19 protein-coding genes are annotated in these 21,078 nt (G+C 56.5%); 10 read left to right on the top strand and 9 right to left on the bottom strand.

Annotated elements, in window-relative coordinates; genetic code table 11:
* Positions 1 to 41 precede the first annotated feature (41 nt).
* The 3 genes from AC2FAK_RS02575 to AC2FAK_RS02565 are packed head-to-tail and all read right to left on the bottom strand — an operon-like array spanning position 42 to position 2,580.
* The gene (locus tag AC2FAK_RS02575; protein ID WP_013096467.1) at positions 42 to 170 is read right to left on the bottom strand and encodes a DUF2474 domain-containing protein; all 129 of its coding nucleotides are present in this window, start codon (positions 168 to 170) and stop codon (positions 42 to 44) included.
* The gene (cydB, locus tag AC2FAK_RS02570; RefSeq protein ID WP_038419539.1) at positions 170 to 1,180 is read right to left on the bottom strand and encodes a cytochrome d ubiquinol oxidase subunit II; all 1,011 of its coding nucleotides are present in this window, start codon (positions 1,178 to 1,180) and stop codon (positions 170 to 172) included. Before cydB ends, AC2FAK_RS02575 begins: the two co-directional genes overlap by 1 nt.
* Positions 1,180 to 2,580 carry a cytochrome ubiquinol oxidase subunit I gene (locus tag AC2FAK_RS02565; RefSeq protein ID WP_038419538.1) on the bottom strand — a complete coding sequence of 467 codons (1,401 nt, stop codon included), beginning with the start codon at positions 2,578 to 2,580 and terminating at the stop codon, positions 1,180 to 1,182. The genes cydB and AC2FAK_RS02565 overlap by 1 nt, the downstream gene beginning before the upstream one ends.
* Before the next feature lie 392 nt (positions 2,581 to 2,972).
* Between AC2FAK_RS02565 and ymcF the strand changes: the two genes are divergently transcribed.
* From ymcF to patD, 7 genes are all read left to right on the top strand, one after another.
* Positions 2,973 to 3,161 (top strand): cold shock small protein YmcF, encoded by a 189-nt coding sequence (gene ymcF / locus AC2FAK_RS02560; RefSeq protein WP_020689184.1) that lies wholly within the window; start codon positions 2,973 to 2,975, stop codon positions 3,159 to 3,161.
* Positions 3,162 to 3,243: 82 nt separating this feature from the next.
* On the top strand, positions 3,244 to 4,653 hold the full coding sequence (locus AC2FAK_RS02555; protein ID WP_023621162.1) for an aminotransferase-like domain-containing protein: 1,410 nt from the start codon (positions 3,244 to 3,246) through the stop codon (positions 4,651 to 4,653).
* Positions 4,654 to 4,926: 273 nt separating this feature from the next.
* On the top strand, positions 4,927 to 6,072 hold the full coding sequence (ydcS, locus tag AC2FAK_RS02550) for a putative ABC transporter substrate-binding protein YdcS (RefSeq protein WP_014832084.1): 1,146 nt from the start codon (positions 4,927 to 4,929) through the stop codon (positions 6,070 to 6,072).
* A gap of 17 nt (positions 6,073 to 6,089) precedes the next feature.
* Positions 6,090 to 7,103 carry an ABC transporter ATP-binding protein gene (locus AC2FAK_RS02545; RefSeq protein ID WP_020689182.1) on the top strand — a complete coding sequence of 338 codons (1,014 nt, stop codon included), beginning with the start codon at positions 6,090 to 6,092 and terminating at the stop codon, positions 7,101 to 7,103.
* A gap of 1 nt (position 7,104) precedes the next feature.
* The gene (locus tag AC2FAK_RS02540) at positions 7,105 to 8,049 is read left to right on the top strand and encodes an ABC transporter permease (protein WP_058679483.1); all 945 of its coding nucleotides are present in this window, start codon (positions 7,105 to 7,107) and stop codon (positions 8,047 to 8,049) included.
* Positions 8,039 to 8,845: an ABC transporter permease gene (locus AC2FAK_RS02535; RefSeq protein WP_029882932.1), complete on the top strand. Its 807-nt coding sequence runs from the start codon at positions 8,039 to 8,041 to the stop codon at positions 8,843 to 8,845. The genes AC2FAK_RS02540 and AC2FAK_RS02535 overlap by 11 nt, the downstream gene beginning before the upstream one ends.
* 24 nt (positions 8,846 to 8,869) lie before the next feature.
* A complete protein-coding gene (gene patD, locus AC2FAK_RS02530) occupies positions 8,870 to 10,294 on the top strand; it encodes an aminobutyraldehyde dehydrogenase (protein WP_095439507.1) in 1,425 nt (474 codons plus the stop codon).
* Between the two features lie 38 nt (positions 10,295 to 10,332).
* Here the strand turns inward: patD and AC2FAK_RS02525 are convergent, their stop codons facing one another.
* Genes AC2FAK_RS02525 through AC2FAK_RS02515 form a run of 3 tightly spaced genes read right to left on the bottom strand, consistent with a single transcriptional unit; the run spans position 10,333 to position 11,227 of the window.
* Positions 10,333 to 10,515, bottom strand: a complete 183-nt coding sequence (locus AC2FAK_RS02525; RefSeq protein ID WP_023621263.1) for a DUF1869 domain-containing protein — start codon at positions 10,513 to 10,515, stop codon at positions 10,333 to 10,335.
* 4 nt (positions 10,516 to 10,519) lie between these two features.
* Positions 10,520 to 10,873, bottom strand: a complete 354-nt coding sequence (locus tag AC2FAK_RS02520; protein ID WP_057072294.1) for a TehB family protein — start codon at positions 10,871 to 10,873, stop codon at positions 10,520 to 10,522.
* 27 nt (positions 10,874 to 10,900) lie between these two features.
* Entirely contained in the window at positions 10,901 to 11,227 is a 327-nt protein-coding gene (locus tag AC2FAK_RS02515; RefSeq protein WP_057072295.1) for a TehB family protein, read from the bottom strand.
* A gap of 244 nt (positions 11,228 to 11,471) precedes the next feature.
* On the opposite strand from AC2FAK_RS02515, the gene AC2FAK_RS02510 reads away from it, so the two are divergent.
* On the top strand, positions 11,472 to 11,645 hold the full coding sequence (locus AC2FAK_RS02510; protein ID WP_013096478.1) for a GhoT/OrtT family toxin: 174 nt from the start codon (positions 11,472 to 11,474) through the stop codon (positions 11,643 to 11,645).
* 86 nt (positions 11,646 to 11,731) lie between these two features.
* Positions 11,732 to 12,487, top strand: coding sequence for an alpha/beta fold hydrolase (locus tag AC2FAK_RS02505; RefSeq protein ID WP_095454482.1), 756 nt, complete (start codon positions 11,732 to 11,734; stop codon positions 12,485 to 12,487).
* 56 nt (positions 12,488 to 12,543) lie between these two features.
* Here AC2FAK_RS02505 and AC2FAK_RS02500 read toward each other — a convergent pair whose 3' ends face one another.
* From AC2FAK_RS02500 to AC2FAK_RS02490, 3 genes are read right to left on the bottom strand one after another with little or no spacing between them, the layout of a single operon-like run.
* Entirely contained in the window at positions 12,544 to 14,718 is a 2,175-nt protein-coding gene (locus AC2FAK_RS02500; RefSeq protein WP_095454481.1) for a virulence factor SrfC family protein, read from the bottom strand.
* Positions 14,715 to 17,696: a virulence factor SrfB gene (locus AC2FAK_RS02495; protein WP_095454480.1), complete on the bottom strand. Its 2,982-nt coding sequence runs from the start codon at positions 17,694 to 17,696 to the stop codon at positions 14,715 to 14,717. The genes AC2FAK_RS02500 and AC2FAK_RS02495 overlap by 4 nt, the downstream gene beginning before the upstream one ends.
* Positions 17,697 to 17,700: 4 nt before the next feature.
* Complete coding sequence (locus AC2FAK_RS02490) at positions 17,701 to 19,047, bottom strand: SrfA family protein (RefSeq protein WP_095454479.1); 1,347 nt, start codon at positions 19,045 to 19,047, stop codon at positions 17,701 to 17,703.
* Positions 19,048 to 19,330: 283 nt separating this feature from the next.
* Between AC2FAK_RS02490 and AC2FAK_RS02485 the strand changes: the two genes are divergently transcribed.
* Entirely contained in the window at positions 19,331 to 20,929 is a 1,599-nt protein-coding gene (locus AC2FAK_RS02485) for an ABC transporter substrate-binding protein (protein WP_095454478.1), read from the top strand.
* Positions 20,930 to 21,078: the final 149 nt, after the last annotated feature.

Raw genomic sequence — 21,078 nt, 5'->3', positions numbered from 1 at the left:
GGGAAGAAGACCGGGCAACGCAGCGGTTGCCCGGGACAAGATCAGTGAGATTTAAACCCGGCGGCCGTCATCAGCATGCGGAAGAACATACTGACAGCCGCCAGCGCCAGTACGCTGCCGCCCCAGATAATGGCCAGCCACAGCAATCGTTTCCAGACAGGCTGTTGCATCAGTGATAACCCTCCCCATGCTGTACTTTTCCGCGAAATACGTAGTAACTCCAGAAGGTGTAGACCAGAATCACGGGAATGATCAACAACGCACCTACCAGCATAAAGCCCTGACTTTGTGTCGGCGCGGCCGCCTGCCACAGGGTGATCGACGGTGGAATAATATGCGGCCAGATGCTGATCCCAAGCCCGCTAAAGCCGAGAAAAATAAGCCCCAGCGTCAGGATAAATGGCCGGTTATGGCTTTGCCGATTATTCAGGCAGCGCCACAGATACAGACTCAGCAGGACGACCAGAGCCGGAACCGGCAACAGGTAAAACAAATTAGGTAGCGTAAACCAGCGCGCGGCGATGGCCGGGTGCGCCAGCGGGGTCCAGAGACTGATCGCCGCGATAACGGCCAGCAGCACAATTAAGAGCATTTTAGAAACTTCGCGCATCCGCTGTTGCAGGGCATTTTCACTTTTCATCACCAGCCAGGTGGCGCCCAGCAGCGCATAGGCCACCACCAGACCCGCGCCACAGAACAGGTTAAACGCGGTAAACCAGTCAAAGGGACCGCCGGTATAGGCACGCCCGGTGACGGCAAACCCGTTTATGACGGCACCCACCGTCACGCCCTGGGTAAACGTCGCCAGAAGTGAACCGCCAATAAAGGCCTTATCCCAGAACGGACGGTGCGCTGGCGTTGCTTTAAAACGAAACTCAAACGCCACGCCACGAAAAATAAGACCGATCAGCATTAATGTCAGCGGAATGGTGAGGGCATCGATAATCACCGCGTAGGCCAGCGGAAAGGCACCGAAGAGGGCAGCGCCACCCAGCACCAGCCAGGTTTCATTCCCGTCCCAGACCGGGGCGACGCTGTTGACCATCACATCGCGATCGTCCGGGTTTTGCGTCATCGGGAACAGAATGCCGATCCCCAGATCAAAACCGTCCATCACGATATACATCAGCGTCGCGAAGACGATGATGACAAACCAGATAATGGAAAGATCGATACCCATTATGGCTGCTCCTTATTGCCAGTGGTAACTGCGGAAAGCGGGCGTGCCGGACGTCCATCGGCCTCGGTGGCGAACGATTCGTGAGGCTGAGGCCCTTTTTTAATCAGGCGCACCATATAGCTGTAACCGACGCCGAAGACCGAGGTGTAAACAACGAAGAAAGCCAGCAAACTGACGCTCATATGCAGATCGCCATGAGCGGATACCGCATCCCGGGTACGTTGAAGCCCATAGACGACCCACGGCTGGCGTCCCACCTCGGTGGTCACCCATCCGGCCAGTATGGCGATCAACCCTGAAGGCCCCATCAGCAGGGCAAACCACAGGAAGGGGCGCGAGGTGTAAACGCGCTTTTTATAGCGCAACCAGAGCGCCACCACGCCGAGCAGCAGCATTAGCATGCCTAAGCCCGCCATAATGCGGAACGACCAGAAGACAATGGTGGAGTTTGGACGATCTTCCTTCGGGAACTCCTTGAGCGCCGGAACCTGTTTATCCAGACTGTGCGTCAGGATAAGGCTGCCAAGAGCGGGGATCTCAAGGCCAAAGCGGGTGCGCTCCAGTTCCATATCCGGCCAGCCAAACAGCAGTAGCGGGGTAGGTTCCCCCGGTGGGTTTTCCCAGTGCCCCTCAATGGCGGCGATTTTGGCAGGCTGATGCTTTAAGGTGTTCAGCCCGTGCATATCACCGACCATTGCCTGGATGGGGGCCACAATCAGGGTCATCCACAGCGCCATAGAAAACATAGCGCGGATGGCAGGCGTATTGTTTCCGCGCAGCAGATGCCATGCCGCCGATGCGCCAACAAACAGGGCGCTACTGAGGAAGGCGGCTATCGACATATGCAGCAGACGATAAGGGAAGGAGGGGTTAAAGACCACGGCAAACCAGTCTACCGGAACGACCTGCCCGTTGACGATCTCATAGCCCTGTGGGGTCTGCATCCAGCTGTTGGAGGAGAGGATCCAGAAGGTGGAGATAATTGTCCCCAGCGCTACCATACAGGTGGCGAAGAAGTGCAGCCCAGGCCCGACTTTATTCCAGCCGAACAGCATCACGCCGAGGAATCCGGCCTCAAGGAAAAAGGCGGTCAGCACTTCATAGGTCAGAAGCGGGCCGGTAATGCTGCCCGCAAACTGCGAAAATCCACTCCAGTTAGTGCCAAACTGATACGCCATCACCAGCCCGGAGACCACGCCCATGCCAAAGTTAACGGCAAAAATCCTGGACCAGAAGTGGTACAGCGATCGCCAGACCGGATTTTTTGTTTTCAGCCACAGCCCTTCAAGCACAGCAAGATAGCTTGCCAGGCCGATAGTGATTGCCGGGAAAATAATGTGGAAGGATACGGTAAAGGCAAACTGTATCCGTGCAAGGTGAAAAGCATCTAAACCAAACATGCACAGCCTCAATGTCAAACGGTGTGCTGTTATGGTACAGAGGCGCAGATCAGACTATCAGACGCAGAAACGCGAAATTTAACCATAACAGTTGGCAAAAAGCTCCCGCTTTTGCCATCTGATATACTTACTTATAGGGCATAAAAATATTTTTTTAATGAATTTTATGCATTAAACCGCTTGCTTTGTCGTCGGCACCGTGCGTTAATGGTCTTCTGGTTTTGAGTCCAAATAAATATCTGACGTAGTTTTATAAAGCAGTTCTCATCACGTTGTGCCTCTCCGCAGCCTCTCTTGGGTCTTTATCTACATTCCGATTAGTTTTGTTTCAAACCATTATCGCCTGATCGGCTCATGAGTAATTTACGTTTTTACGTTTACAGGAGAATCCTATGACTTCTTATATCCATTTTCGCTGCCCATGCTGTCATGGCTCGCAGTACCGTACTTCAGCCTTTGATGTGTCTGAGAAAAATCCCTTCGGCGCAAAATGCATCTTTTGCAAATCGCCAATGATTACACTCGACCATCTGGCCGCGGCGCGTCTCGCACACAATCATGTGACCGAGTACCGTAAGTAATTCATTTCATAAACCATAACAGTTAGCAAAATCTTCTCTTTTTCTCCTGCTGATATACACTGTCGGCATTAAGGAGAATCTGATGAAAAAATACCAGCGTCTGGCGCAACAAATTATCTCGCAGATTGAGCTTGGCGTATGGTTGCCGGGCGATAAGCTGCCTTCTCTGCGAGAGCAGGTGGCGAGCAGCGGCATGAGTTTTATGACCGTGGGCCACGCGTATCAGATGCTGGAAAGTCAGGGGCGCATTGTCGCCAGACCGCAGTCGGGCTATTACGTTGCCTCGCGCCCGACCGCACAACAGCCAGCGCCACCTGCACAGGTCATGCGCGACGAAGCGGTGGACATCAACACCTATATCTTCGACGTTCTGCAGGCCAGCCGCGACCCGTCGGTTGTTCCTTTCGCTTCCGCCTTTCCCGACCCGCGTCTTTTCCCGCTTCAGCAACTCAACCGCTCGCTGGCGAACGTCAGCAAAACCGCGACGGCGATGAGCGTGATTGAAAACCTGCCGCCGGGTAATGTCGATTTGCGCCACGCCATTGCCCGCCGCTATGCACAGCAGGGGATGAATATCTCACCGGAGGAGATCGTGATCACCGCAGGCGCGCTCGAAGCGCTGAACTTGAGTCTCCAGGCGGTGACCGAGCCAGGGGACTGGGTGATTGTCGAAAACCCCTGTTTCTACGGCGCGCTGCAGGCGCTGGAACGCCTGAAGTTGAAGGCCCTGTCGATTGCGACGGACGTGCGCGAGGGAATCGATCTCAATGCCCTTGAACAGGCGCTGAATGACTACCCGGTCAAGGCCTGCTGGATAATGACCAACAGTCAAAATCCGCTTGGCTTTACGCTCAGCCTGGAGAAAAAAGCGCAGCTTGTGGCGCTGCTGACGAGGCACAACGTCACGCTGATTGAAGATGATGTCTACAGCGAGCTCTATTTTGGCCGTGAAAAGCCGCTCCCGGCGAAAGCATGGGATCGTCAGGACATGACGCTGCACTGCTCCTCGTTTTCGAAATGTCTGGTGGCCGGTTTTCGCATCGGCTGGGTAGCGGCGGGTAAACATGCGCGGCGCATTCAGCAGCTTCAGCTGATGAGCACGCTCTCTACCAGTTCCCCGATGCAGCTGGCGCTGGTGGATTACCTCGCGACCAAACGCTACGACGCCCATCTTCGCCGCCTGCGACGTACGCTGGCCGAGCGTAAACAGCAGGCGTGGCAGTCACTTTTGCGCCATATGCCGCCGGGCGTCAAAATCCATCATAACGACAGCGGCTACTTTTTGTGGCTGGAGCTTCCGGCACAGCTGGATGCAGGACTGTTAAGCGAACAGGCGTTACGCCATCACATCAGTATTGCCCCAGGCAAGATGTTTTCCACCTCAGATGTCTGGACACCTTTTTTCCGTTTTAATACCTCCTGGGCATGGGGAGAGCGGGAAGAGCAGGCCGTTATTCAGTTAGGGAAATTAATCAGCAGCATGTTGAAATAACGATTCCGGTCTCTCGCTAAATAATCATTGCTTATCTTTTTGCCGCCGCGGCGACCATTTTGCTGCGTCGCATCATACGAAATCTGCATACCACCTCTCACGCCTAACCCCTTGTCTATAATCCAGTTAACGGGGAATGCGCCCTCGGTCACACCTTGATGAAATTTCCTTAAGCCGCACGGTGCGGGGCATTTGCGCGGTCTACGTTTAATGAGGGAGATATATTTACGGCACGGCTGCCGCTAAATTTTCATTGCGACTGGAGTAATGTTTATGAGCAAAAAATTTGCCCGCAGCAGCCTGTGTGCGCTTGGTATGGCCATAATGACCGCGCAAGCCGCCGAGCCACCGAAAGCGATTGGCGACGGAGAGGGTCGGCTGGATATTATTGCCTGGCCGGGTTACATCGAGCGGGGACAAACGGATAAAAATTATGACTGGGTAACCCAGTTTGAAAAAGAGACCGGCTGTGCGGTAAACGTCAAAACCGCCGCCACGTCGGACGAGATGGTGAGCCTGATGGCGAAAGGCGGGTATGACCTGGTCACCGCGTCAGGAGATGCGTCGCTCCGTCTGATTATGGGCAAACGCGTTCAGCCGATTAACCCGGAACTCATCCCCAACTGGAAAACCCTCGACCCGCGCCTCGTTAAAGGTGAATGGTTTAACGTGGGCGGCAACGTCTACGGCACGCCGTATCAGTGGGGGCCAAACCTGCTGATGTACAACACCAAAACCTTCCCGACACCGCCGGACAGCTGGAGCGTGGTGTTTGTAAAACAGGACTTACCGGACGGTAAAACCAACCAGGGCCGCGTGCAGGCCTATGACGGGCCGATTTACATTGCCGATGCGGCACTGTTTGTGAAGGCCACTCAACCCCAGTTGGGTATTAACGACCCCTACCAGCTGACGGAAGAACAGTACGCAGCGGTTCTGAAAGTGCTACGCGATCAGCACGCCCTGATCCACCGCTACTGGCATGACACCACCGTACAGATGAGCGACTTTAAGAATGAAGGCGTGGTGGCGTCCAGCGCCTGGCCATACCAGGCGAATGCCCTGAAAGCCGAAAACCAGCCGATCGCGACCGTCTTCCCGAAAGAGGGCGTCACGGGCTGGGCAGACACCACCATGCTTCACGCTCAGGCAAAACACCCGATGTGTGCTTACAAATGGATGAACTGGTCGCTGACGCCAAAAGTGCAGGGCGATCTGGCGGCGTGGTTTGGCTCTCTGCCGGTGGTGGCGCAAGGGTGTAAGGCCAGTACGCTGCTGGGTGAGAAAGGCTGTGAAACCAACGGTTACGACGCTTTTGACAAAATCAAGTTCTGGAAAACCCCGATCGCCGAAGGCGGCAAATATGTGCCTTACAGCCGCTGGACGCAGGATTACATCGCCATCATGGGTGGCCGTTAATCATCCGGGAGCAGAACATGACGTACGCGGTAGAGTTTAATGACGTTTCCCGTCTGTACGGCGACGTACGGGCGGTGGATGGGGTGAGCATTGCCATTCGTGACGGGGAGTTTTTCTCCATGCTGGGGCCGTCGGGCTCCGGCAAAACCACCTGCCTGCGGCTGATCGCCGGTTTTGAACAACTCTCCGGCGGGACAATCACAATCTTCGGTAAAGAAGCGAGTGAGCTTCCTCCGTGGGAGCGAGACGTCAATACGGTGTTCCAGGACTACGCGCTGTTTCCGCATATGTCGATTCTCGATAACGTCGCTTACGGGCTGATGGTCAAAGGCATCGACAAGAAAAAACGCCATGCACTGGCGCAGGAGGCGCTGGAAAAGGTCGGGCTGAGCTTTGCCATTGCGCGCAAGCCGTCGCAGCTTTCCGGCGGCCAGCGTCAGCGCGTTGCCATTGCGCGTGCGCTGGTCAATGAACCCCGCGTGCTGTTGCTGGATGAACCGCTGGGGGCGCTCGATCTGAAACTGCGCGAACAGATGCAGGTCGAGCTGAAAAAGCTTCAACAGGCACTCGGGATCACCTTCATTTTTGTGACCCACGATCAGGGGGAAGCCCTGTCAATGTCCGACCGGGTCGCCGTTTTCAACAACGGACGCATTGAGCAGGTGGATACCCCGCGTGAGCTATACATGCGCCCGCGTACGCCGTTCGTGGCCAGTTTTGTCGGCACCTCGAACGTTTTCGATGCGGCACTGGCGCAGAAAGTGTGCGGCATGCAGGGCGCTTATTCGCTTCGACCGGAACATATCCGACTCAATGAGAGCGGTGAGGTACAGGTTGAAGGCGTGGTGCAGGCTGTCCAGTATCAGGGTGCGGCAACGCGCCTGGAGCTGAAACTTGCCGGGGGGGCAAAACTGCTGGTGAGCCAGGCCAATCTCAGCGCGGACACACTGCACACCGGTGTTGAGCCGGGGCAGGCGGTGCTGGCGTCATGGTCGCGCGACGCCATGATCCGCCTGCATGAGGAAGGGTGAAATGGCGATGAGCGTCTTACATCCTCCCGCACCGCGCGGTACCCTAAGCCGCATGACCGCGCACTTCTGGCGCAAACCGTCGCTGGGGATATTCCTGCTGCTGCTGGCACCGCTAATGTGGTTTGGCATCGTCTATCTGGGATCGCTCCTTACGCTGCTGTGGCAGGGCTTTTATACCTTTGATGACTTCACCATGTCGGTTACGCCGGACCTGACGCTGGCGAACATTCAGGCACTTTTTAACCCGGCAAACTACGACATCATCATCCGTACGCTGGTGATGGCGATTGCGGTCACCCTCGCCAGCGCCATTCTGGCCTTCCCGATGGCCTGGTATATGGCGCGTTACACCAGCGGCAAATGGAAAGCGTTCTTCTATATTGCCGTTATGCTACCGATGTGGGCGAGCTATATCGTCAAAGCGTACGCGTGGACGCTACTGCTGGCGAAAGATGGCGTGGCGCAGTGGTTTCTCAGCCATCTGGGGCTGGAGCCGATCCTGGTCTCTGTTCTGACGCTCCCGGCGATTGGCGGGAACACGTTATCGACCTCCGGGCTGGGGCGGTTTATGGTCTTTGTCTACATCTGGCTGCCGTTTATGATCCTGCCCGTGCAGGCGGCGCTGGAACGGCTGCCTGCCTCGTTGTTGCAGGCCTCTGCCGATCTCGGCGCGCGTCCGCGTCAGACCTTTCGTTATGTTGTTCTGCCGCTGGCGATCCCGGGTATCGCGGCGGGCTCGATATTTACCTTCTCTCTGACACTGGGTGATTTTATCGTGCCACAGCTGGTAGGGCCGCCTGGCTATTTCATTGGCAATATGGTCTATGCCCAGCAGGGCGCCATCGGCAATATGCCCATGGCTGCCGCCTTCACCCTGGTGCCGATTGTGCTTATCTCGCTTTATCTGGCGTTCGTGAAACGTCTGGGAGCATTCGATGCACTCTGAACGCGCACCGTTGTTCCTGAAAGTGGCCGCCTGGGGCGGGGTGATCTTCCTCCATTTCCCCCTGCTGATTATTGCCATCTACGCTTTTAATACTGAGGACGCGGCCTTCAGCTTCCCGCCGCAGGGGCTGACGTTGAAGTGGTTTAGCGTGGCGGCGGGGCGTGGCGACATCATCGATTCCGTGACGTTGTCACTTAAAATTGCGACGTTAGCGACGGCTATTGCCCTGGTACTTGGCACGCTTGCTGCAGCGGCGCTGTGGCGTAGCGCGTTTTTTGGCAAAAACGCCATTTCGCTGTTGCTGCTGTTACCGATAGCGCTGCCGGGCATCATCACCGGTCTGGCGCTGCTGACCGCTTTCAAAACCATCAATCTGGAGCCTGGTTTTTTTACCATCGTTGTCGGGCACGCCACGTTCTGCGTGGTGGTGGTGTTTAACAATGTGATTGCCCGGTTCCGACGCACCTCCTGGAGCCTGGTTGAAGCGTCGATGGATTTAGGGGCTGATGGCTGGCAAACCTTCCGTTACGTGGTCCTGCCCAATCTTGGGTCAGCGCTGCTGGCCGGGGGCATGCTGGCGTTTGCTCTGTCGTTTGACGAAATTATCGTCACAACCTTTACCGCGGGACACGAGCGCACGTTACCGCTGTGGTTGCTTAACCAGCTCGGACGTCCGCGTGACGTGCCGGTCACTAACGTGGTCGCACTGCTGGTGATGCTGGTGACAACCTTCCCCATTCTGGGAGCCTGGTGGCTAACCCGCGACGGCGAGAACAGCGCCGGGAGCGGGAAATAACATTGATTTCAACGGGACAATGCTATGCAAAAACGACTGCTGATTAATGGTGAACTGGTGAGTGGCGAGGGGGAAAAACAGCCGGTCTATAACCCTGCCACCGGAGAGGTTCTGCTGGAGATTGCTGAAGCATCTGCCGCGCAGGTCGACGCGGCCGTGCAGGCAGCCGATCGGGCGTTCGCACAGTGGGGGCAAACCACGCCCAAAACGCGTGCCGAATGCCTGCTGAAACTGGCTGACGTTATTGAAGCGCATGCCGACGAGTTTGCCAGACTCGAATCCCTGAACTGCGGTAAGCCGCTGCACTGCGCGCTGGGTGATGAGATCCCCGCGGTGGTCGATGTGTTTCGGTTCTTTGCTGGCGCGGCCCGCTGCCTGAACGGACTGGCGGCGGGTGAGTATCTGGACGGGCATACTTCGATGATCCGCCGCGATCCGGTCGGGGTTGTCGCCTCCATCGCCCCCTGGAACTACCCGCTGATGATGGCGGCGTGGAAACTGGCACCTGCGCTGGCCGCCGGGAACTGCGTGGTCATCAAGCCTTCTGAGATTACGCCGCTGACCGCCTTAAAACTGGCCGAACTGGCGAAGGATCTTTTCCCGGCTGGCGTGCTGAACGTGCTGTTCGGGCGCGGAAAAACGGTAGGCGATCCGCTGACCGGGCATGAGAAAGTGCGCATGGTGTCACTCACCGGCTCAATTGCTACCGGGGAGCACATCATTGGCCATACCGCCTCATCCATAAAACGTACCCACATGGAGCTGGGCGGCAAGGCACCGGTTATCGTCTTTGATGACGCCGATCTGGATGCGGTCGTCGAGGGCGTGCGGACGTTTGGTTTCTACAATGCCGGGCAGGACTGCACTGCGGCCTGCCGGATTTATGCCCAGAAGGGCATTTATGCTGCGCTGGTGGAAAAACTGGGCGCAGCGGTGGCCAGCCTGAAGATGGGGGCGCCGGAAGAGGCCTCTACCGAACTGGGGCCACTGAGCTCGCAAGCGCATCTGTCACGCGTCTGTCAGGCTGTGGAGGAGGCCAAAGCGCTCAGCCATATCCGCGTGGTGACGGGTGGCAGTAAAAAAGAGGGGGCGGGTTATTACTTCCAGCCAACCCTGCTGGCCGGGGCAAAACAGGAAGATGCCATTGTGCAACGTGAAGTCTTTGGCCCGGTGGTGAGCGTCACTGAATTTGACGACGAAGACCAGGTGCTGGCCTGGGCTAACGATTCACAATATGGCCTGGCCTCGTCCGTCTGGACCCGGGATGTGGGGCGAGCTCACCGGCTGAGTGCGCGTCTGCAATACGGCTGCACCTGGGTGAATACCCATTTTATGCTGGTAAGCGAAATGCCACACGGCGGCATGAAGTTATCCGGTTATGGGAAAGATATGTCGGTATATGGGCTTGAGGATTATACCGTTGTCCGGCATGTGATGATAAAACACTAGGAAGTCATGCCCGGCAGCTTCTATTGCCGGGCGTTTTTTTACCAGCCACAAACGTCATGTTCATTTTCTGTATCGTATGCGCGAACGGTATTCACCAGATCTTTCACTACGTTTGCGGCGACATCGGGAATGAGCAACTCCATTGGGGTTTCTGTTTCATAATCCACCGAGACACCGTTACTGTTGTTGGTAACGGTCACGGTGTAAGTTGATTTGCCCACGCCGTTACTCCTTATGTGTATTGACCACTTTACCGATGCCTGCGCCCTGAAGCGTAACGTCGGGGTCGGCAAAAAAGTCGATATTGAAATACGTATCGTCAGTCAAAAGTTCAATACGGTGCCATTTTTCCGGCGGTGAGATACCAAACGATCCGGCTTCAATCACCAGCTCCAGATCCGGTTTGGTCGCGTCTGCATCCGGGAAGCCAAAATAGCGCACCGCCCCCTGCATCACCGACAAACGGCCATATACGCTGGCTTTCGTATTATGGTGGGTGAAGAGGGCTTTGGGCGCGGTGTCTTTGTTCCAGAATGGCGTGGAGCGGGTATGAACAAAATTCTCAGGAATGCGTAGCATAATGGTTTCCTCTTAAATGTCATTTGCTTAAAGCGATTTCAGCACCTCTGGCTCGACGAAAAACTCGATATTAAACAGCGTGTCGTTGGTCATCACCTCGATGTGATGCCATTTCTCAGGCGGAAAAACACCGAAATGCCCGGCCTCGATAATTAATGTGCTGTCAGGCTCGGGAGTCAACGCATCGGCATAGCCTAAGTAACGCACGGCACCCTGCATCACGGTCAGCCGAGGATAAATACCCGGACGGGTACCCGTGTCGAGATGACGCTGAAAAATCCCGGCGGGGGCGGTGTCTTTATTCCAGAATGGGGTGGAACGGGTATGAATACAGCGCTGTGGAATACGTAGCATGTTGCCTCCCATGAATATCTGTCTTTATTAGACTCCTAATCGTGAGAGGGAATTTGTCAAAATGTGCATTTAAAATACATGTTATTAATGAATGTTATTGCCAGACCTCATTGATTGTTATGTAAGATACTCATTTGTTATTAGCCTTAATATTTAAGTGGTTATTGTGTAACGAAAAAACTTGATCTGTATCAACATATGACGCATATTGCGTGCGGTTATTTTTTCGGCTCTGGAATACAGAATGACGTTGTATCAAAAGATGTTGGTTTTTTACGCAATCATGGCTTCTATCTGCGCATTAATCACCTGGTTCCTGTCTAAAGATCGTAAACGCATCCGCCTGCTCAGCGCGTTTCTGGTAGGGTCGACCTGGCCGATGAGCTTCCCCGTTGCGCTGCTGGTCTCGCTTTTCTGAAGCACGCTTCCATTTTTAAACGATGAACATGGCATTCCCGCTACGATAACTGTATAAATAAACAGTGCATCGTAAAAGGAGTGCTTATGAACAGTTTTTACTCGCAACATGCGGGTTGCACCGTCCGCTGGCATGATTTGCCCGGCACCGGCGATCCCGTCGTCTTCATCCACGGATTGGGCTGCGCCTCGTCCTATGAATATCCCCGCGTCGTTCGTGACTCTCAGTTTGGCGGGGGCAGAACGATTCTCATCGATTTACCCGGCAGCGGTTACAGCGATAAGCCTGAGCACTACAGCTACAAAACTACCGATCAGGCCCGCGTTGTGGCTGAACTGATGGATCATCTCAAGCTCGATGCCTTCTGGCTGTACGGTCACAGCATGGGCGGCAGCATCGCCATTGAAGCGGCGGGGCTGCTGGCATCGCGTGTTAAAGGGCTGATGGTGTCGGAACCCAATTTTCATGCCGGGGGTGGGATGTTCAGCCGCTCGATTGCCGCACAAACGGAACAGCAGTTTCTGGAACAGGGATATCAGGCCATGCTCTGTGCAGAAAAAACGGCGTGGGCCGGGTGCCTCCAAAGTAATGCACCTTATGCTGTCTGGCGCGGCGCATCGAGCCTGGTGGCGGGCGTTGAGCCAGACTGGGAAACGCAATTTCTGTCGCTGCCTTGCCCGGTGACGTTGATTTTCGGCGAGCTCTCTTTGCCGGATGACGATGTGGAGCGCCTGAAGCAGAAGGGCGTTGAGGTCAAAATCATCCCTGCTGCGGGGCACTCCATGTCGTGGGAAAACCCGTCGGCACTGGCGCAGACGTTAGCGGAGTGTATGGCGGCGTGATTATCGTTGCGGAATGTTGGCCGGGTAAGCGCAGCGCCACCCGGCAACAAAGACTGCTACATGATTAAAGCCCGAAGTGCCCGACGTGCGTCAGGCTGAACATCATGCGGGTGCTGATAATCAATGTTCTCTATTGCCCGGCTATAGAGGGCAACCAGCCAGTCGTAAACGTATGCGGTAGCCGCATGGACAGGCTGTTCCCCCAGGCGCGTCAGGCGCGGCGCGGCGCAGCTAACCACGGGCGTAACAAAGATTGCCTGCCCCTTACGGATACGGCTTGCCGGACGTTCGGCAACAGGCGTCTGGTCGTAACCCAGCCAGCCAACGAAATTACCTATCACCGCATGCAGCTGTGCGGCGCTGCTCTTGTCGGTTTCAACAATACGCTGAAGCTGCTGAGGCAGGTTAAGACGGTAGCTGGCGACCACCAGAACCTCGGCAATTTGCTGTAACACCGCAGGCTCAAGACCCAGGCGTGTGGCCGCTGCGTCATTACGACTCCACTGACGCAAATGGTTCATCCACACTTTATGCGCCAGGCGCGCTTTATCTTTTGTCTGGAACGTGCCGGCACTTTCCTGCGCATGATCGGCAAACAGATCGATGGTATCCGTAAACAGACCGTTGACCTGCTCCTCGCGCGGTTGCTGGACGGCCAGAAGCGTTTCGAAGGCTTTGAGCGGAGGCAGAAGCCCTTCGAGCAATTCGCCGTGGCGGGCAGCGCTGCTTTGCAGGGTACGAACCATGTTCTCGGCCTGAGTTCGTCTTGCTGCAGGCTCCTCAACCAGCGGTGCCAGATAGCTGTGCATTAAAGCCGACAGCTCCTGGCGCAGCGCCGTTTTCAGCGTGTTAAGACGTTTCTGTCGCTGGGCAGGTAACGTGGCCTGAGACAGCCACTCGATGACGCGCTGCATGCTGTGGCTGTCCAGCGCCTGCAGCGTGCCCCAGCGCAGGCCCGGTTTACCCAGCAGATGCTGGACCGCTTCATCGAGATTTTGCCGGGTGGTAAAACGCGCGTCGTGAGGCGTAATCGCCCACACCAGACCCGGCAGGGCTGATTCCTCCGCAGGCTGCGTCTCTTTGACCCAGTTCATCAGTACCTTTGCTTTTTTTGCCGTCTGGTCGTGCTGCGCGGTCGCATTGCAGATCACCAGCACATCTGGCTGCAGCTGCTGGCGATAGTGTTCCAGCAGCCACTGACATTTGGCCTGGCTTAGCGGATCGGCGCTGTTGTCTGCAAAGACCGGGATATCAATAATATCGACGTTATCCAGCGCGCTGCTCTCGACAGGCAGTACCAGTTCACGCGTCAGGAATGCCAGTACATCGACGGGGAGGCTAATGGCATTAAGCATCTCGCCGTTGTTCAGGGGATGCAGCAGCGTCTCCTGAGCGTCCGGTAGGGTAAAGGTGCCATGGGTCAGGAAGCCTTCTCCAGGCAGACCAAAGTTATCCACCAGCAGGCTAAGCGGGGCGGCAAGTTCGCTGGCGTGGCTGGTCTGGTGCAGAACATGGGCGAGCTTTAACCACTGCTGGGTCAGTTCCTGTTGCTCACCCCACAAAAGCGACCAGACGCTGGCCCGGGTGGTGAGATCAAGCGATGGCACCAGTTGCGCAAACTGATGCCACAGCACATCATCAATTTGCTGTCTGGCGGCAGGTACCGTGCTCTGCCAGAAGCGGGCAATCGCGCCAACTTCCTGCGCCGTTATGCCCGGTACACCCTGCGGCTGACGCAGGCCGCGCCACTTCTCAAGGCGCGTCTCGATAACGGCTTTATCCACGGCGCGGATCTGCGGGTGTAAGGTGGTGCGGGCAATAAACAGCTGCACCAGCTCGGCCTCGGTGACCAGGCTCAGACGTAGCGGGAAAGCCTCATCGTCCACCGCTGTGCTTTCAGTGGTGAAGCGCAGTGCCATGTTGGTCAGGGTATGTCCCGGGTTGATATGTGAGAAGTAGTCAAACGTGCGTTGCCCGGGGGTGACGTTCAGCCGCCCGTTACCGTTGCCGCACAGGGACAGCAACAGATGCGCTTTGGCGCTTTGGGAGTGGCCATACAGACCAATGCTGCTCCGCCGGGTCAGGGCCTGTTCAATGGCCTGCTCCCGCGCCTGCGCCGCATTGATACGGGCCAGCAGAGCGTCGGCATCGTTATCCAGCACCGGGGCGTGCAGGCGCGTCTCGTTAATCCACCCGATTAAGGCCTGCGTGGTGGTCATCGTTGCACTCATTTCAGGTATACACTCCCGCTGTCGATCCAGTAGTGGCTACCGCTATGACGGCGATCGGCCAGGGTATTCAGTTTGAAGGTTAAGGCGTCAGGTGGGACAGGGGTTCCATCCTGCAGCCAGGCGTCGCTCAGCTCGAAAGATTCCGGGCCTTCGTGCTTGCTGCCTCCGCAGAGCTTAAGCCGCACGTTCAGCACGCCGTCGCCAGCAATCGCTTTGGCCAGTTCCGCCGAGTTGATACTCAGGGTGTACAGCGGCGTCGCCGGCCAGCGTGCGTTCGCCAGCTGGCGGAAGCCAAGCGTGACGTTACCACGCAGCGGGAAATGCAGGCGGGCGTCGAGTTTTGCGCCAGGTTTATCCAGGTCGATATCCTGATACCAGACGTTCTCCTCACGCAGCGTGTTAACGGTGTTATCCAGCACGCCCAGATAGCGCACGGTGGAGTAGGCGCCAATATCGGCCGCCTTAAAGTTAAAGCGCGGCAGACGCAAATCGAGCGCCAGGCTGCAGAGCATGGCCCCCACGGCGGCGGTCGATTTCGGGTTGCCGATGCGACCCTGCTGGCTGAACGGATACCACTCATGAACCTGGTATTTATCCAGCCATACGATGCGATTGACCGGCACGGGCTGGAGATGGCGGATCAGTGCCTGCACGCCCGGCAGGCACCCCGGACGACCGGTAATCAGCAAAATATCGCAGCTGTAATAAGAGATCGCTTCGCACACCGCATGGAGCGGAGAGGCCAGGGTGAACTGACCCGCCAGCATCGCATCCTGCATTTCGCGGAAATTCACATGCAGCGGCACGGCAAACAGGTCGAAGGCTTCAGAGCCAGCAGGCAGAGCGTGGTCGACTGCCTGCTGCAGGTAGTTCATCACGTTGCGGGTCGGCTTCTGCGGCAGCAGATCGCCAAAGGTGGCATGCAAACCGGCCAGCGGATCGTCAATGTCGCTGGATTCCCACGCGGCAAGGATCGCATGACCGATCGGCATAAAGAGCTGAAGTGCGGTCTGCTGGCGCAATACCGCCTGGGTATCAATACGCCCGGAGTCACCGAACAACGACGCCATCAGCAGAGACGCGTCCGCAATGCCGGACTTCTGCAACTGCGTTTGCAGGGCTGGCAACACATAGCGCTGGATAACGTCCAGCAGCGTGTCGTCGCCGGCCACTTTAAACCCTTCGCGGAAGAGAAGCTGTGGCGTGATTTTGACGTTATTCCCGGAGCCGTCATCCAGCTGATAGTGGGTGATCGCCATATCTGTGGTGCCGCCGCCAATGTCGATAGAAGCGACGCGCAGCGCGCGACCCGGCTGGACACCAGGCTCGGGTTCACGATCCGGGCGGGCGAGGGAGGCGAAGAAGGCTTCCGTCTGACCACCAAAACGGGAGATCGCTTCGTTGTAAAGCCAGACCAGTTGCCCGCAGCTCGCTTCATCCCACTCCATCTGGATCTCAGGCACCGGCACCACGCTTTTATCCTGCTGCTTGCGGGTGGCAAAGTCTTCATCCTGCGGATGCCATCCCATCGCTTTCCAGACGATTGCAATCGCTTCAAACATGCGGCGACGGAAGATCTCGCGCTCCTGCTTCGGCATCGCCGAGGGCAGCGTGAGGATCAGCGTGCGCAGCTGGCGCGGAGACGCCGGGAAGCCCAGACGCAAGCGCGTGGCGACGCTGTTGATCTGGCCCAGCGCCTGTGCCAGCAGCTCGCACAGCATATGGGTCATCAGGGTGCTGCGGCTGTACTGCGGGGAGAAAACCGGCAGACGCTCGTCCTGGGGCAGCGTAAACAGCGGTTCGCCGTCATCATTCATCAGGTTCATCAGCGGGAACGCGGTCGCCAGCGGCTCGCGTTGGGTTTTGCTGTTCATCTGGCTGAAACGCCAGTCCTGCACCACCGGCGTCTCATCCCACAGGTAGCGACGCGGGCTGGAGATACCGCTGTTACCTTCAGTCCCCAGACGCTGCATGGCCAGCTTACGCGCCTCATCGCCAACCCGGACAATAGAAGGCCAGACGAAGGCATCCTCGCGACCGCTTTCAACCGAGAAGTGCTGTTTGCCAAAGCGTGCTTCCGAGAACTCCAGGCGGCTGGTAAACAGGGGCTCATTGAGGAACTGCGGCTCGCTTAAAGAGCGCACCTGCAACTCGGCCGTCTGGCGCAGACCGTCGTTGGCGTCGCCGTGATCTTCAATAATCACGCCGCAGGTATGGGTGTTGCCCACGTCGAGGATCAAATCGACCGGAATGGCAGGCGTGCTGAGCGTATGGGTGACAAATTTGATTTCCGGCACGGTGAGCTGTTCACCAAGCATGGTCAGCACATTCAGCCAGTGTGCCTGATACTCAAAGCTGCGCATGGCCTGTTGCAGATCGCGTTCTGAACGGTGTTCAACGTCCGAGGCGTACTGCGTGAACGCTTCGCGCAGCCAGCCATCTATCCACGTCTGGTCGAGGAAATTTTCTACTTCGGCATCGCGCCAGGCCAGCGCGAAGCGGGTCCCGTTAAGAATATCGTTTTCCACTGGCGACAGCGCGGAGGTGGCATGCTCCGCAATCTGGCTGTCGAGGGCGAGGGTGACGCGATGGGTGTTGCCTGCGGTGTCCGGCGTCTCCAGCTTGCGGACCTGAACGCGCGCCCAGTTGTCCGGGCCGTCAACAAAGGTTCGCGGCGGGTTGAAGCGCAGGAACGGAACGGGGAGCCAGACGCCATCCAGCACGGCCAGGGACTGATGCAGCGCGATGGTTGTCTCAGGCTTGACCACCTCAGGCTGGCCGCCGTCGGTGCCGGGCAGGGTGTAACGCCCGTTAACCAGGTCGAAATCAAGGCGCAAAAGCGGGCCGTTCGCGGTTTTACGCACGAAACGCCCGTTGCTGGCGGTGTCCTGCGGGGTCAGGCCGAAATCGAGGAACTGTACACCGCTGTTGGCAATAAGCGTAACGCTCTGTTTATAGTCGCAAAGATTTACCAGCATAGGATCAGGCACCTGCTTTCTTAAACGTCAGTGGAACGACGGTTTTTGCATCATAACGGGCATTGCATTCGGCGACATCGCTGGTGCCTGCTTTACAGGAGACTTCCGGCATCGGGTAGCGGGAACCGTCTGTGCAGCGTGCATTGCCGCGACTCTTAATCATCAGCTCGCCATTGCTGTGCAGGCCGGAGAAAACCTCTACGCGGCACACAACGTTATCGCCATGCACAACACGGGCGAAGCCTTTGTTGTTCTGGATCTGATAGCGCAGTGACGGCGGTTTGCCGGTCACCGGATCTTTTACGTCAAGAATGGCGCGCCAGGTGCCGTTCAGGAAACGCGTCGAGCCCGCTTTGACCTGACCGGCCTCCATGACCATGGCATCTTTCGGGATCGCGGCAATCACCACCGGGCCAGACACCGGAGCGGGATCGGGTTCCTTCGCTTTATTCTCTACCACCTCAGCCTGATGCAGCGGCAGGTTCATCGCCAGTGGTTCAACCGCTTTAATCGGTTTTGGGGCAATCGCCACGGGTTGCGGTGCCGGGGCGGCTGCTGGCGCGGGCTCTGCCGAAGGGGCCAGTTTTGGCCACAGCAGCGGGGCGGCAATGGCGGCAACGATCACAGCGGCAACCGGCAGCGACCATAAGGGCACGCGACGCTTTTTCACGACGGGCGCAGGAGCAGGCTCTTCAACAGGCGGCGCAACGGCGGGGGCGGGCTCGGGCTCATACAGCGCTTCAGGCGTAATGCGCACTACCGTGGCCGGGGCGATCAAAGGTTCGTCAGCGTGTTCAAAGGTGACGGCCGGGGTCGGTTCTGGTTCCGGTTCAGGATCTTCAATCACCACCGGCGCGGGCTCAGGGATCAGCGATTCGCGCAGGCAGTCGAGTACGTCATCGCGTGCATTTTCGTTCAGGTTTACAAATCCCCAGAACGCAATGACCGGTTTACCGTCGACCAGATAAAGGAAATTTTCGCTCGGGAACTGGAAGGCTTTCGACAACAAGGAGCCAAAAAGCTGTTGTGCGGTTTTAGGCGACTGGAGGCATTTCTTACTCAGCGATTCAACGCTGGCAAGGGTATTTTCCAGATAGCGCAGGGCGCGAAAACGGTCATCTTCATTGGCCGTTTTCCAGCTGGTGACGCTACCTTCCACCGGGGAGTACCAGTCCACGCGGTCACCGCCGTCGTTGACCTGTGGAATGGCCAGACAGTCGACAATGGCCTGCTGTTTGCGCAACCGGAGTGCTTCACGTATTTGCAACGCTGATTCAAAAACGGCTTGTCCGCCGCCGCCAACGGCCTGAAAATCATCCAGATTACCGCTGCGTAAAAGAGTTTTTGCCACGATTTGATCCCATATACTTCTTCACACCGTTACTTTAACGAAACCGGAAAGCAAACAAACGGAGGAAGAGACGCTAAAAGCGCCGATTTCTTGCGGCATAGATCGTGACGGTTGTGCTTGACGGATAATGGAACTTAAGACAAATCACCTTTTTCGGCACTGGCTGTAAAACCAGCGAAAAACGCGGCTTTAGAATAACCTGATAGTGTTTCGTTATTTGCCAGGTTATAGCGGCTGTGCTGTTATTACTGTCCTATATAATAAAACTGTCAGGGTTATAACCATGTCTACAGGGAAAACACTACTCGCCCTTGCGCTGAGCGCTATTTTACCAGCCGGTGCCGCATGGGCGGCAAACAACGACACCCTTATTTACTGTTCTGAAGCGTCCCCCGAGTCGTTCAACCCGCAAATTGCCAGCTCAGGCCCGTCATTCGTCGCCAGCTCTCAGGTACTCTATAACCGCCTGATCAATTTCGACCCGGTGAAAAACACCCCGGTTCCGTCTCTGGCGGAATCCTGGACGATTTCACCGGACGGCAAGACCTATACCTTTACGCTGCGTAAAGGGGTGAAGTTCAACAGCAACAAATATTTCAAACCTACGCGCGACTTTAATGCCGATGACGTTATTTTCTCGGTCATGCGTCAGAAAGACCCTAAACACCCGTATCACAATGTGTCGCAGGGCAATTACGAATACTTTAACGACGTCGGCCTCGATAAGCTGATCCAGGACGTTAAAAAGGTCGATGATTATCATGTTCAGTTCACCCTCAGTGAACCGAACGCCGCTTTCCTGGCCGACTGGGGCATGGATTTTGCCTCCATTTTGTCTGCCGAATATGCGGATGCGATGCTGAAAAAAGGCACGCCTGAGAACGTCGATACCTGGCCAATTGGAACCGGCCCCTATGTACTCCAGCAGTACAAAGTGGATTCTCTGATCCGCTATGTGGCTAACCCGAACTACTGGGAAGGCCCGGTCCCGACCAAACACCTGATCTTCTCCATCACGCCAAACGTGGAGACCCGTCTGGCGAAACTGCAAACCAATGAGTGCCAGATCATTCCTGCGCCATCTCCGGTGCAGTTTGACGTCATTAAGAACAACAAAAACCTGACGCTGCACTCCGTCGATGCGCTGAACGTGGGGTATCTGGCGTTCAATACCGAGAAAAAGCCGTTTGATAACGTGCTGGTGCGCCAGGCGCTGAACTACGCCACCGACAAAAAGGCCATCGTTAACGCCGTCTTTATGGGCTCCGGTACGGTCGCGAAATCTCCAATTCCGCCAAATATGATGGGCTTTAATAAAGATCTGAAGGATTACAGCTACGACCCGGAAAAAGCGAAAGCCCTGCTGAAGCAGGCCGGACTGGAGAAGGGCGCGGAGGTCACGCTGTGGTCAATGCCGGTACAGCGTCCGTACAACCCGAACTCCCGCCGTATTGCCGAGATGATCCAGAGCGACTGGGCGAAAGTGGGCGTGAAGGCCAAAATCGTCTCTTACGAGTGGGGAGAGTATCTTTCCGGAATGCGTAAAGGCGAGCATGACTCCGCGCTGTTCGGCTGGATGTCGGATAACGGCGACCCGGATAACTTTGCCGATGTCCTGCTGGGCTGCAATAGCATCAAAACCGGCTCCAACGCTGCACGCTGGTGTAATAAGGATTATGATGCCCTGGTGCAGAAAGCCAAACTGACCAGCAACCCGGACGATCGTGCGAAGCTGTATAGCCAGGCGCAGGAGATTTTCTATCACCAGGCGCCGTGGATTGCGCTGGCAAACGGCAAAACGTTCTATGCAACCCGCAGCAACGTCACGGGTTACAGCGTGAGCCTGATGGGCAGTGATTTCTCAAAAGCGAAGCTGAACTGATTGTGTGCCCGGTGGCGCTGCGCTTACCGGGCCTACGGTACGCCAGGTAGATACTGTTATGCCACGCAAGCATTTTTCTCGTGCAGTGTGGCATCGAACGGGCGTCCTGATTTCAGGACGCCATACGCCACCTGCGCCAGCTTACGCAT

The sequence above is a fragment of the Enterobacter cloacae complex sp. 394F7 genome (assembly GCF_057320385.1).
This window is presented reverse-complemented; position numbering and strand designations above follow the sequence as displayed.